Consider the following 12,538-nt stretch of genomic DNA (forward strand, 5'->3'; position numbering starts at 1 on the left):
CCCGGGGCCCCCGGCCCCGCGTCCTTCACACGCTCACCTCGCGGCAGGCCCGGTAGAAGTCCTTCCAGCCGTCCCGCTCACGGACCACCGTCTCCAGGTACTCCTGCCAGACGACCCGGTCCGCCGCCGGGTCGCGGACCACCGCGCCGAGGATGCCCGCGGCGACATCGCCCGGCCGCAGCACGCCGTCGCCGAAGTGGGCCGCCAGGGCGAGCCCGTTGGTGACGACGGAGATCGCCTCGGCCGTGGACAGCGTGCCGCTGGGCGACTTCAGCTTCGTCCGGCCGTCGGCCGTGACCCCGTCGCGCAGCTCGCGGAAGACCGTGACCACCCGGCGGATCTCGACCAGCCCGTCGGGCGCGGCCGGCAGGTCGAGGGAACGGCCGATCTGGTCGACGCGCCGCGAGACGATGTCGACCTCCGCCTCGGGGCTCTCCGGCAGCGGCAGCACCACCGTGTTGAAGCGGCGGCGCAGGGCGCTGGACAGGTCGTTGACCCCGCGGTCGCGGTCGTTGGCGGTGGCGATCAGGTTGAAGCCGCGGACCGCCTGCACCTCCTGGCCGAGCTCCGGTATCGGCAGGGTCTTCTCCGACAGGATCGTGATGAGCGTGTCCTGCACGTCGGCCGGGATCCGGGTCAGCTCCTCGACGCGGGCCGTCATGCCCTCCGCCATGGCCCGCATGACCGGGCTGGGCACGAGGGCGTCGCGGCTCGGGCCGTGGGCGAGCAACTGCGCGTAGTTCCAGCCGTAGCGGATGGCCTCTTCCGGGGTGCCGGCGGTGCCCTGCACCAGCAGCGTGGAGTCGCCGCTGACGGCCGCGGCCAGGTGTTCGGACACCCAGGTCTTCGCCGTGCCCGGCACGCCGAGCAGCAGCAGGGCCCGGTCGGTGGCGAGCGTGGTGACGGCGACCTCGACGATGCGGCGCGGGCCGACGTACTTCGGACTGATCACCGTGCCGTCCGGCAGCGTGCCGCCCAGCAGGTAGGTCGCGACCGCCCACGGCGACAGCTTCCAGCGGGCCGGGCGCGGCCGGTCGTCCTGGGCGGCCAGCGCGGCGAGTTCCCGCGCGAAGGCGTCCTCGGCGTGCGGTCGCAACGCCTGGGCGGCTTCCGTCTCCCCCGCTTCGACGGACGTCGGCTCCACGGACACAGTCATGGCAAAGTCCCCCTCCAGCTCGGCCGGTTCGGATCTGGCACCAACGTTGCACCACACCACTGACAATCCATTCCGACCTGCGAAAACGCGCTGCCGAGACCACTCGCGGACTCGATTGTCAGTGGTGGGATCTACCTTCGATGGCATGACTCAGCAGGGGGCGCGCTGGACCGCGGACCAGGTGCTGGCACTGGCGCCTGACGCCGCATCACGCAAAGCGGGAAGCAAACTCGGCGCGGCAGGGCCGTGGTCCGAGGCGGGGAGTTCCGACGAGGGGACGGTGTGGGGGCTGTGCAAGGGCAGCGGAAGCAAGCCGTATCAGACGGTCGTGGACATCGCGGACGCCGCCGGTCCCGCGTACAAGTGCAGTTGTCCGAGCCGCAAGTTCCCGTGCAAGCACGCGCTCGGGCTGCTGCTGCTCTGGGCCGCCGACGACGCGGCGGTTCCGCCGGGACAGGAGCCGGAGTGGGCCCGGCAGTGGACGGCGGGGCGGCGCAGGCGTGCGGAGGAGAAGAAGGCCGGGGACGACTCCGGCGCGCAGTCCGGGTCCGCTGACCCGGAGGCGGCGCGACGCCGGGCGGAGCGCCGGGCCGACAGGGTCACGGCGGGCGCGGTGGAGCTGGAGCAGCGGCTGGCCGACCTGCTGCGCGGCGGCCTGGCGACCGCGGAGCAGTCGGGGTACGGCCTCTGGGAGGAGACGGCGGCCCGCATGGTCGACGCCCAGGCCCAGGGTCTGGCAGGCCGGGTGCGGGAGTTGGGGGCGATCCCGTCCACCGGTCCGGGCTGGCCGGTGCGGCTGCTGGAGGAATGCGCGTTGCTGCATCTCCTCGGCCGGGGCTGGCTGCGCCGCGAGCGGCTGCCGGACGGCCTCGCCGCCACGGTCCGCTCCCGCATGGGCCTCCCGGCCTCCGCGGACGGCCCGCCGCTGCGCGACCGCTGGCTGGTCCTCGCCCAGTACGACACGACGGACCCGCGCCTGACGACCCGCCGGATCTGGCTGTACGGCGCCGACTCGCACCGCACAGTCCTGCTCCTCTCCTACGGCGCGGCGGGCCGCTCCCCGGAGCTGGCGCTGCCGGTGGGACTGGCCCTGGAGGCAGAGGTGTCCGCGTATCCCGGCGCCGGGCAGCCGCGGGTGGCCCTGGGCGAGCAGTTCGCCCGGTCCGCGCCCGCGGCGATACGTCCGCCGGGGATGACCACGTCCCGGGCGGCGGCCCGTTACGGCGACGCCCTGCGCGACGACCCGTGGCTGGAGTCCGTCCCGGTGACGCTGGACCGGGTCGTGCCGGCCCCGGACGGCGACTCCTGGCAGCTGGCGGACGCCGACGAGGACGCGGCGTTGCCGCTGACCCCCGGCGCCCGTTCCCGGCCGGGTCTGTGGCGGCTCGTCGCACTGTCGGGCGGTGCCCCGGTCAAGGTCTTCGGCGAATACGGCCACCAGGGCTTCACCCCGCTGACGGTTTGGCCCGAGGGCCCGGGTGACCCGGTCGCGCTGTGCTGAGCGGAGGACGGCGGCCCCGCTCACACCATGGCAACCCGCCCCTCCCCTCCCACAGATCCACGAATCTTTCAGGCATCACGGGACAACCGGTAAGGGCGAGCCTTCAACCACCGGGTGCCCCGCGGAAAGGAAGCTCATGACCAGGTCCCCCGCTCCTGTGGACGCGCCCGGCGCGGACGTCTGGGAGGGGCTCGTCACCACCGCGCTGCTGGGCACCGACCGGCGCACCCCGCCGGGCACCGCGCCGGGCCCCGACGCGCCCGCGGCCCTGCTGGACGCGGCAGCCGTGGAGACCGTACGCCGACGGGCCGGTCTGCGCCCGGCACGGGCGGCCGGGCGTCCGCAGCCTGCTCCGGAGGACCCGCGTCCGGCCCTGCCCCCGGCGGCCGCCCGCAGGCTCGCGATGCTGCTGACCGACCGCCCGGGCCCGTCCGGCGGCGGCCGGCGGGGTACCGCGCCCGACCTGACGGAGCTGCTGCCGCAATGGCTCGCGGTGGCGAACGCCCGTGGGTTCGCACCGCCTCCGCAGGTACTCCCGGCATTGCTGGACGCGGCCCGGGGTCGTACCGATCTGCGGCCGGCGGCGCTGGAGTTCGCGGGGCCGCGTGCCCTGTGGCTGGCCAGGCTGAACCCGGACTGGCGGTTCGCTCTGCGCGCGACCCCGGGCGGCGGAGCGGCCCTGCCGCAGCTCGAGGACGAGGAGCGGATCCAGCGGCTCTGGCAGGAGGGCCTGTTCGCCGAACGGGTCGCGCTGCTGTCCGCCCTGCGCTCCCGCGAACCGGCCGCCGCACGCGACCTGCTCGCGACGACATGGGCGACGGAGCGGGCCGAGGACCGGCTGATGTTCCTCGACTCCCTGCGCGCGGGTCTGGGTCCGGACGACGAGCCGTTCCTGGAGCAGGCCCTGGCCGACCGCAGCCGCAACGTCAGGGCGACGGCGGCGGAACTGCTGTCCGCTCTTCCCGGTTCGGCGCTGGCCGCGCGGATGGCGGTCAGGGCGGGGGCGTGCGTGGCCATCGACCACATGCGGACCGCGCAGCCCGGTGGGCCAGGGGTGGAGGGCGAGGAATCCGCCGGAGCCGCGAAGAGCACCCCGACGATCGCCGTCGAGGCCCCGCACGAGTGCGATCCGGGCATGGAACGCGACGGTGTCGTGGCGAAGGCCCCGGCGGGTCGTGGCGAACGGTCCTGGTGGCTCGGTCAGTTGGTGGAGGCGGCACCGCTCTCGACCTGGTCGCGGCGGCTCGGCGGGCGCATGCCCCGGGAGATCGTGGCACTGCCGGTGGCGGACGAATGGCAGGGCGAACTGCACGCGGCGTGGTGCCGGGCGGCGGTGCGCCAGCAGGACGCCGAGTGGTCACGGGCCCTGCTCGGCGAGCCGTCGGCACCGGACGCGGGCGGTCCGGGTGCGGTGTCCCTTGCGGAACGGGCCAAGCTGCTCGGCACGCTGGACGCCGCCGAACGGGCCGAGTGGGTGGCCGGCTTCATCGCCGCGCACGGACTGTCCGAGGCCTTCCAGCTGCTCGGGGTGTGCGCGGTGCCCTGGGCGGCGCCGCTCGGCCGGGCGGTGGTGGACGCGCTCAACATCGCGCGGGACGCGGGGAGTTATCCATGGAGTTTCAGCGGAGTCATGGGCCTGGCCGAGCGCTGCCTCGACCCGTCCGAGGCCTCCCGGCTCGACGCCCTGCTGGCCGTGCCCGACGAGCCGGAGAACGCGTCGCCGGGGGCCGGGGGCTACTGGGCGGAGGCTTTCCAGCGTCTGGTCACGACCCTGCGACTACGCGCGGCGATGACCGAGGAGCTGGGAGCGGCCTGACCTCCGTAGGCGCTTCGGGAAGGGCGCGCCACAACCCGCTGCCCGACGGGATCCGTGCGGTATCCGGCACCAGGCGCCGTCCGGGAGCCGGCCGCCTCGGAGTACACCGACGACCGGGACGGCCGCGAGAGACAGCCGTCGCGTCCCGTCGGGCCGGGGGCGTACCGGCCCCGGCCGGACGAGGGAACCCGGGCCGGACCGCCGGAGTCCTAAGCCTGCGCGGGCTGCCGGGCGTTCGTCCGGACCCAGTCCACGATCGACGCGGTCGTGGCGCCCGGCGTGAAGATCTCCGCGACGCCCTTCTCCTTCAGCGGGGGAATGTCCGCCTCGGGGATGATCCCGCCGCCGAAGACCAGGATGTCCTCCGCGTCCCGCTCCTTGAGCAGTTCGATCACAGCCGCGAAGAGCGTGTTGTGCGCTCCGGAGAGGATGGACAGTCCGATCGCGTCGGCGTCCTCCTGGATCGCCGTGTCGACGATCTGCTCGGGAGTCTGGTGGAGGCCGGTGTAGATGACCTCCATACCGGCGTCGCGCAGGGCCCGCGCGATCACCTTGGCCCCGCGATCGTGGCCGTCGAGCCCCGGCTTGGCCACCACCACGCGGATCGGACCGGCTGCCACACCCATCACTGCCTCCATGAAGCGATTACATCCATCCGTATCGACAAGTACCGCACACATCGGGCAAGCCGTACACGCCGCACCGCACGGACACCCCGCCCCGAACCGTCCGGGCAAGTGAACGAACGTTATCTCCAGGATCCCGCAACCGGCAGTTTCGCGGTGGATAGCGAGGGGGAAATCACACGATGGGACAAGCGCAAGGGGAGCCGCACCGAGGTTGCCGTCACGCCGCATCCACCAGGCACCGCGGCGGTGCGGCATCTCGGGGAAGACACGCAGGGCAAGCACCGCACGCACAGCACGCAGGGCAGACACGGCGCGCCGGCGGGGAGCCTCGTCACCCCACCGATCGGGGACCCCCGTCGCACCACCGGCGTCACACACGCCACACGCCGCGCTCCACCCCCGCAGCTCACGCGGCTCACGCCGCTCTCGCGGTCCTCGCCGGCCGTCTTCGCAGCTGCTTCCCACGAGAGCACACGGGGGGCGGAGGCGTCCTCCCGCGTGCCGACAGGAGGTCGGCCATGAAGGTCACCAGGGCGGCTCTGCCCTTTCTTCCGTTCTGCGAGCGCCTGCTGCCAAGCAGGCCGGCGGGACTCTCCCTGGCGCTCCTGAAGGCCACCGTCCTGGAGATCGCGATCCTGGCAGGGCATCTCCTCCTCTACCCGTCCGGCATCACCCAGGAGCGGCGCGCCCCCGTCCCGGCCCTGCCGGCGGACGGCGCCGCCCAACTGCCCACGGAGGCAAAGCCGCCGGTGCTCCTGCTGCACGGCTTCATCGACAACCGTTCGGTCTTCGTCCTACTGCGCCGCAGCCTCGCCCAGCACGGCCGGCAGCAGATCGAGACCCTCAACTACTCGCCGCTGACCCGCGACATACGCGCCGCCGCCGAGCTGCTCGGCCGGCGCATCGAGGAGCTCTGCGAGCGCACGGGGGCCGGGCAGATCGATGTCGTCGGGCACAGTCTCGGCGGCCTGATAGCGCGCTACTACGTGCAGCGGCTCGGCGGCGACGCACGCGTGCGGACCCTTGTCACGCTCGGCACGCCGCACTCGGGAACCCGAGTGATGCCCGTGGCCGACGCGCACCCCATCGTGCGCCAGATGCGCCCCGGCTCACCGGTGCTCGAGGAGCTCACGCTGCCCGCCCCTGACTGCCGTACGCACTTCGTCGGCTTCTGGAGCGACCTGGACCATGTCATGGACCCGCCGGAGACGGCCTGCATCGATCATCCCGATCTGACGGCGCAGAACGTGCGCGTGACCGGCATCGGCCATCTCGCCCTGCCCGTGCACCCCGCCGTCGCCAACGGCATACGGCAGGTCCTCGACACGGCCCGCCCGGGTGAACCGTCCACCGAACACACCGCCGGTCTGACAGTCGCCTGAGACTCGTCATACAGCGATCACTCGGTGCCACATCACCGATCAAGCTCGAACAAACTTCGAACACAGGGCCAAACCCGTGCCCGCCGTCCGCCAAAACACGGCCGAATGCCCGTTTCCTGCGCACGCGAAACCTGCCGAAGATTGTCGTGCCCGCGTACCGCCGGGTACAGTCGCCGCACTGCTCTGGCAGCCCCTGTTGTCGAGGCGAAAGAGAAGTTGGTGAACGACCGTCACCCGTCGGGGACCATGACCCCGGCTCCGGCTTCCGACGCCGCCTCCGCGCACTACGCGTCGCATGGCACACAGGAAGCCCAGCACGGCGACTTCACCACGTACGGCGACTACGCCGCCACAGGTTTTGACGCCACCGGTGCCCCCGTCGCCGGTACCCACGGCGCCGGTTTCGACGCCACCGCGCACACCACCGCGAGCTTCGCGACCGACCCCCTCTTCGGCGACATGCCGGGCAGCGGCCAGGACACGGGCAGTTACGGCACCGGCCACTGGCCCACCGGCACGCACGAGAACGTGCACTACGACGCGTACGCGGCCCAGCACCACGCCGCCTACGACACCGGCGTCTACGACACGACCTCCTGGACGGCCGAGCAGCAGCCGATGTCGGCGATCCCCTCCCAGGCGCCGTCCCCCGACGCCACCGGGCAGTGGGACGCCGGTTCCTGGCTCCAGCCCGACCAGGCCGGCAACCCCGCCGACCACACCCAGCAGTGGGAGTGGGGCACGCAGACCTTCGACACGGGCGCCTTCGACGCGACGCAGTGGAATTCCGACGGCACCGCCGCACCGGCCCCCGACGCGTACGAGCACCCTGCCGAAACCTTCGACCAGCTCGAGACCGCGACGTTCGACCAGCTCGAGACCGCCACCTTCGACCAGGTCACGTACGACGAATCCGCCGAGGCCGGCTACCACGACCCCGCCGCGGACGGCGCCGAGCCGGCCGCCACCGGCGAACTGCCCGTCGTCGCCCCGCTGCTGGACGGACAGGAGGACGTCGCCGCGGCCCCGTCCTCCCGGGCGGCCTCGCGCGCAGGATCCCGTTCCCGCCGCCGTACGCCCCCGAAGCGCTCGGCGCTGATGACCCTCGCCGTGCCCTCGGCGTGTGTGATGGGTGTCGCCGGGATCGCCGCCGCCTCCGTCGGCACCTTCTCCGGCGACAGTGCCGCGGAGGCCCAGACGACCGCGGCGGACGCGCAGCCGGTCAAGCCGGCCGCCGCCAACAACAAGCTGGACACGCAGTTGCAGAGCCTGTCCGCCGGCGCCGACGACTTCGCCGACCGGGCCAGCCGTACGCAGGAGCGCATCGACCTCAAGGCCCAGCAGGCGGCCGAGAAGAAGAGGGCGGCGGAGGAGGCGGCCCGCAAGGAGCGGCTGCGCCCCAAGTTCGCCCTGCCGGTCGCGCGACACGGCCTCAGCGCCACCTACGGCCAGTCCGGCATCAACTGGATGTCCCTGCACACCGGCATCGACTTCCCCGTCTCGTACGGCACGACCGTGATGGCCGCGACCGACGGCACCGTCCGTACGCAGTGGAACAGCGCGTACGGCAACATGCTGATCCTGACCGCGAAGGACGGCACGGAGACGTGGTACTGCCACCTCTCCACCTACACGGTGCCCTCGGGTACGACCGTGAAGGCCGGCGATCCGATCGCGCGCTCCGGCAACTCCGGCAACTCCACCGGCCCGCACCTGCACTTCGAGGTGCGCCCGGGCGGCGGCTCGGCGATCGACCCGCTCCCGTGGCTGCGCAGCCACGGCATCGACCCGACGTAACGTACCGGCAGCCCCCGCCCGTCGAGCGAGCAAACGTCCTGGCAGCCCCCGCCCGTGGAGCGAGCGGGGCCCCCGGCCCGTCTCACCGGGCTACAGCTTCTCCACCGGCGCGTACCGCAGCAGCAGCCGCTTCGGCTTGGTGTCGCCGAAGTCGATCGTCGCCTCGGCGTTGCCGCCCGTGCCCTTGACCCCGACGACCGTCCCGAGCCCGAACTGGTCGTGCGTGACCCGGTCCCCGACCGCCAGGGACACCACCGGCTTCTCGGCAGTGCGGCGCGTGGCGAAACCGGAGGCGCCCGACGCCGACGAGCGCGAGCGGGACGACGACAGCGAGGCCGCCACCGCCGAGACCGGCCCGGAGGACGCGGGGGCGGTCGCTCCCGTCCGCTTCCACTCCACGTGGGTCGGCGGAATCTCCTCCAGGAAACGAGAGGGCGGGTTGTACGAGGGCTGGCCCCAGGCGCTGCGCAGCGTGGACCGGGTCAGGTAGAGCCGCTCCCGCGCGCGGGTGATGCCGACGTAGGCCAGGCGCCGCTCCTCCTCCAGTTCCTTGTTCTGGCCGAGGGCGCGCATGTGCGGGAAGACACCGTCCTCCATGCCGGTCAGGAAGACGACCGGGAATTCGAGGCCCTTGGCGGTGTGCAGGGTCATCAGCGTGATGACGCCGTCGCCGTCCTCCTCGTCGGGGATCTGGTCTGAGTCGGCGACCAGCGCGACCTGTTCGAGGAAGTCGGACAGGGTGCTCTGCTCCTCCTCGCCGCGCTCCTGCTCGAACTCCATGGCGACGGCCGCGAGTTCCTGGAGGTTCTCGATGCGGGTCTCGTCCTGCGGGTCGGTGGAGGCCTGGAGCTCGGCGAGGTAGCCGGTGCGCTCCAGGACGGCCTCCAGCACCGTGGCCGGTCCGGCGCCGGACTCGACGATGGTGCGGAGGTCCTCCATCAGCGTGTTGAACCGCTTGACGGCGTTGGTGGAGCGCGCGGCCATGCCGTACGCCTCGTCGACGCGCTTGAGCGCCTGCGGGAAACTGATCTTCTCCCGCTGGGACAGGGCGTCGATCATCGCCTCGGCGCGGTCACCGATGCCCCGCTTGGGGACGTTGAGGATCCGGCGCAGCGGGACCGAGTCCTCCGGGTTGGCCAGCACACGCAGGTAGGCCAGGACGTCCCGGACCTCCTTGCGCTCGTAGAAGCGGACGCCGCCGACGACCTTGTAGGGCAGGCCGACGCGGATGAAGATCTCTTCGAAGACACGGGACTGGGCGTTGGTGCGGTAGAAGACGGCGACGTCGCCGGCCTTCGCGTCGCCCGCGTCGGTGAGGCGGTCTATCTCCTCGGCGACGAACTGCGCTTCGTCGTGCTCGGTGTCGGCGACGTAGCCGGTGATCTGCGCGCCCGTGCCCGCGTTGGTCCACAGGTTCTTGGGGCGGCGGGACTCGTTGCGCTCGATGACGGCGTTGGCGGCGCTGAGGATCGTCTGTGTGGAGCGGTAGTTCTGCTCGAGCAGGATCGTCGTCGCGTCCGGGTAGTCCTCCTCGAACTGGAGGATGTTGCGGATCGTCGCGCCGCGGAAGGCGTAGATCGACTGGTCGGCGTCGCCCACCACGCACAGCTCGGCGGGCGGGACCTCCGCCTCGGGCGGTACGTCGACGGCGTGCTCGGAGGTGCCGACGAGCTCGCGGACGAGGGCGTACTGGGCGTGGTTGGTGTCCTGGTACTCGTCCACCAGCACATGGCGGAAGCGGCGGCGGTAGTGCTCGGCGACGTCCGGGAAGGCGCGCAGCAGGTTGACCGTCGTCATGATCAGGTCGTCGAAGTCGAGGGCGTTCGCCTCGCGCAGCCGCGACTGGTACATGGCGTAGGCCTGGGCGAGGGTCTTCTCGAAGCCGTCGGTGGCCTGGGCGGCGAAGTCCTCCTCGTCGATCAGCTCGTTCTTCAGGTTGCTGATCTTGGCGCTGAAGGACTTGGGCGGGAAGCGCTTGGGGTCGAGGTCCAGGTCGCGGCAGACCAGGGCCATCAGGCGCTTGGAGTCGGCGGCGTCGTAGATCGAGAAGGACGACGTGAAGCCGAGCCTCTTGCTCTCCCGGCGCAGGATGCGCACGCACGCGCTGTGGAACGTCATGACCCACATGGCGTTGGCGCGCGGGCCGACGAGCTGCTCGACGCGCTCCTTCATCTCGCCGGCGGCCTTGTTCGTGAAGGTGATCGCGAGGATCTGGCCCGGGTGCACGTCCCGCTCGGCGAGCAGGTGGGCGATGCGGTGCGTGAGCACACGGGTCTTGCCGGAGCCGGCTCCGGCCACGATGAGCAGCGGGGAGCCGGAGTGGACGACGGCGGCGCGCTGGTTGTCGTTCAGCCCTTCCAGCAGCGCGGCGGAGTCGATCACGGGACGGGGGGCGCCGTCCCGGTAGTAGGCGTCCCGGTCCGGGGGCGCGTCGAACTTCCCGCCGAACAGATCGTCCGGAATCGGCTCCGGTACGTGATCGTCCTCGGGTGGCGGCGGGGGCTCGTCGGCCGGGCCCCGCTGGGCCTGGAGGTTCGCCAGGAAGTTGTCGTCAAAGAGGCTGCTCATCGCTCTCCGAGTCTAGGGCGCCCCACTGACAGCCCGCCGCCGCCCTGAGAACATCGCCCCGCGCCGGGGCTCCCGCCGAATGCCCGGCGGCTCATTGTCGCCCTCCATGACCGCATGACCACGCCCTGCTACACCCCCCGCAATTATGGACGACTCGTGACCAATCCCCCGCGATCGCTCACGCTCGGCAACGCTCATGAGTGAGGTCACGAAAATGTATCGGGCATATCACCCATCAACCTTCACAGGGGCCACACGAGTTGGCTACGGTGCGACCAGGCCGCATGACCCCCACCGGCGAACGTCGCCGGGCCGCGCGGCCTCCGCCGAGTCCGGTGTGCCGCAGCGGCAGCCGGAGCCGGGGACCCAACCGTGAACCTGGGGTGAATCGGCCCGACTCCCTGTACGGAGACGGCCGTAGGGCAAACCTTCCGAACCACCCGCCCGAACCCGACAGCTAACCCGGTAGGCGGAACGTGGAAGGAGTCGCCTCCCTTGGCGTCGCACCGCAAGTCGCGTCCTACGGGTACGCGCGTGGCAGGCATACGGACCCCCGCCCTCGCAACGGCGGCCCTCACCTCCGTGGCCCTGCTGTCCCAGTCGGCCAACGCCGCCCCCGAGGCCGACGACAAGCCCAGCCTGGAGGAAGTCGAGAAGAAGGTCGACGACCTGTACCGCCAGGCCGAGTCGGCGACCGACAAGTACAACGCGGCCAAGGAGAAGACCGCGAAGCAGCGCAAGCGCGTCGACACCCTCCTCGACGACGTCGCCCAGCGCACCCAGAAGCTCAACGAGGCGCGCGAGGAGCTGGGTTCCTTCGCCTCCGCCCAGTACCGCACCGGCGCCGCCGCCCCGGACACCGCCACGTTCCTGCTCGCGGACACCCCGCAGGACTACTTCGACCAGACCCAGCTGATGGACCGGATGACCGGCCGCCAGAAGGTCGCGGTCGACGACTACGTCACGCAGCAGTCCGAGACGATGAAGAAGCGCCGGGAGGCCACCGAGAGCCTCGAGACGCTCACCGACTCGCAGGACGGCCTGAGGACGGCCAAGGCCACCGTCCAGCGGAAGCTCGCCGCCGCGCGCGAGCTGATGTCGAAGCTGACCGCCGAGGAGAAGGCCCGGCTGGCGGCGATCGAGAAGGAGAAGCGGGCGGAGGCCGCCCGCAAGGCCGACGAGCTGGCCCGGCAGCAGGCCGCGCAGCAGAAGGCGCAGGACGAGGCGGCCCAGCAGCAGGACAGCGGGTCCTCCTCGTCCGGCTCTTCGGGCTCCGGCTCGTCCTCCTCGACGCCCCCGGCCGACTCCTCGTACGCCACCAAGGCCGACAAGGCGCTCGCCTTCGCCCGCGCCCAGATCGGCAAGCCGTACGTGTGGGGCGCGGTCGGACCCGGCTCCTACGACTGCTCCGGCCTCACCCAGGCCGCCTGGAAGGCCGCGGGCGTCACCCTGCCGCGCACGACCTACGACCAGGTGAACGCCGGCACCACGGTCCCGCTCTCCCAGGCCCAGCCCGGTGACCTGGTCTTCTTCTACGACGACGTCACCCACGTCGGGATATACATCGGCAACGGCATGATGATCCACGCCCCGAAGCCCGGCACGTACGTGCGCGAGGAGTCGATCTTCTACGACGGCGAGTCGGCGATCCACAGCGTGGTGCGCCCGGCCTGAGAAGTCCCGCCACGT

The 12,538-nt window shown here is 72.0% G+C and carries 8 protein-coding genes and 1 riboswitch; of the genes, 5 read left to right on the forward strand and 3 right to left on the reverse strand.

Annotated features, from left to right (window positions below):
- Positions 1-25: 25 nt before the first annotated feature.
- Positions 26-1,156: an AAA family ATPase gene (locus BJ965_RS14865; protein ID WP_184909084.1), complete on the reverse strand. Its 1,131-nt coding sequence runs from the start codon at positions 1,154-1,156 to the stop codon at positions 26-28.
- Positions 1,157-1,301: 145 nt separating this feature from the next.
- On the opposite strand from BJ965_RS14865, the gene BJ965_RS14870 reads away from it, so the two are divergent.
- Together BJ965_RS14870 and BJ965_RS14875 are read left to right on the forward strand one after the other, a co-directional pair.
- Entirely contained in the window at positions 1,302-2,657 is a 1,356-nt protein-coding gene (locus BJ965_RS14870) for an SWIM zinc finger family protein (protein WP_184909085.1), read from the forward strand.
- A gap of 136 nt (positions 2,658-2,793) precedes the next feature.
- Entirely contained in the window at positions 2,794-4,473 is a 1,680-nt protein-coding gene (locus BJ965_RS14875) for a DUF5691 domain-containing protein (RefSeq protein ID WP_184909086.1), read from the forward strand.
- A 209-nt stretch (positions 4,474-4,682) separates the two neighbouring features.
- On the opposite strand, the gene BJ965_RS14880 is transcribed toward BJ965_RS14875, so the two are convergent.
- Complete coding sequence (locus BJ965_RS14880; protein WP_184909087.1) at positions 4,683-5,099, reverse strand: cobalamin B12-binding domain-containing protein; 417 nt, start codon at positions 5,097-5,099, stop codon at positions 4,683-4,685.
- Positions 5,100-5,620: 521 nt separating this feature from the next.
- Here BJ965_RS14880 and BJ965_RS14885 point away from each other — a divergent pair.
- Complete coding sequence (locus tag BJ965_RS14885) at positions 5,621-6,484, forward strand: esterase/lipase family protein (RefSeq protein ID WP_184909088.1); 864 nt, start codon at positions 5,621-5,623, stop codon at positions 6,482-6,484.
- A 219-nt stretch (positions 6,485-6,703) separates the two neighbouring features.
- Positions 6,704-8,281 (forward strand): M23 family metallopeptidase, encoded by a 1,578-nt coding sequence (locus BJ965_RS14890; protein ID WP_313666870.1) that lies wholly within the window; start codon positions 6,704-6,706, stop codon positions 8,279-8,281.
- Positions 8,282-8,371: 90 nt separating this feature from the next.
- Here BJ965_RS14890 and pcrA read toward each other — a convergent pair whose 3' ends face one another.
- On the reverse strand, positions 8,372-10,849 hold the full coding sequence (pcrA, locus tag BJ965_RS14895; protein WP_184909090.1) for a DNA helicase PcrA: 2,478 nt from the start codon (positions 10,847-10,849) through the stop codon (positions 8,372-8,374).
- Between the two features lie 314 nt (positions 10,850-11,163).
- Positions 11,164-11,336, forward strand: a riboswitch (cyclic di-AMP (ydaO/yuaA leader).
- 8 nt (positions 11,337-11,344) lie between these two features.
- Between pcrA and BJ965_RS14900 the strand changes: the two genes are divergently transcribed.
- On the forward strand, positions 11,345-12,523 hold the full coding sequence (locus tag BJ965_RS14900; RefSeq protein ID WP_184909091.1) for a C40 family peptidase: 1,179 nt from the start codon (positions 11,345-11,347) through the stop codon (positions 12,521-12,523).
- Positions 12,524-12,538 lie beyond the last annotated feature (15 nt).

Source organism: Streptomyces luteogriseus (genome assembly GCF_014205055.1).
Classification (GTDB): Bacteria; Actinomycetota; Actinomycetes; order Streptomycetales; family Streptomycetaceae; genus Streptomyces; species Streptomyces luteogriseus.

Bases quoted from the DNA above. Each gene is read 5' to 3' on its own strand.
- BJ965_RS14865 (WP_184909084.1), bottom strand. From the start codon at position 1,156: ATGACTGTGTCCGTGGAGCCGACGTCCGTCGAAGCGGGGGAGACGGAA.
- BJ965_RS14870 (WP_184909085.1), top strand. From the start codon at position 1,302: ATGACTCAGCAGGGGGCGCGCTGGACCGCGGACCAGGTGCTGGCACTG.
- BJ965_RS14875 (WP_184909086.1), top strand. From the start codon at position 2,794: ATGACCAGGTCCCCCGCTCCTGTGGACGCGCCCGGCGCGGACGTCTGG.
- BJ965_RS14880 (WP_184909087.1), bottom strand. From the start codon at position 5,099: ATGGGTGTGGCAGCCGGTCCGATCCGCGTGGTGGTGGCCAAGCCGGGG.
- BJ965_RS14885 (WP_184909088.1), top strand. From the start codon at position 5,621: ATGAAGGTCACCAGGGCGGCTCTGCCCTTTCTTCCGTTCTGCGAGCGC.
- pcrA (WP_184909090.1), bottom strand. From the start codon at position 10,849: ATGAGCAGCCTCTTTGACGACAACTTCCTGGCGAACCTCCAGGCCCAG.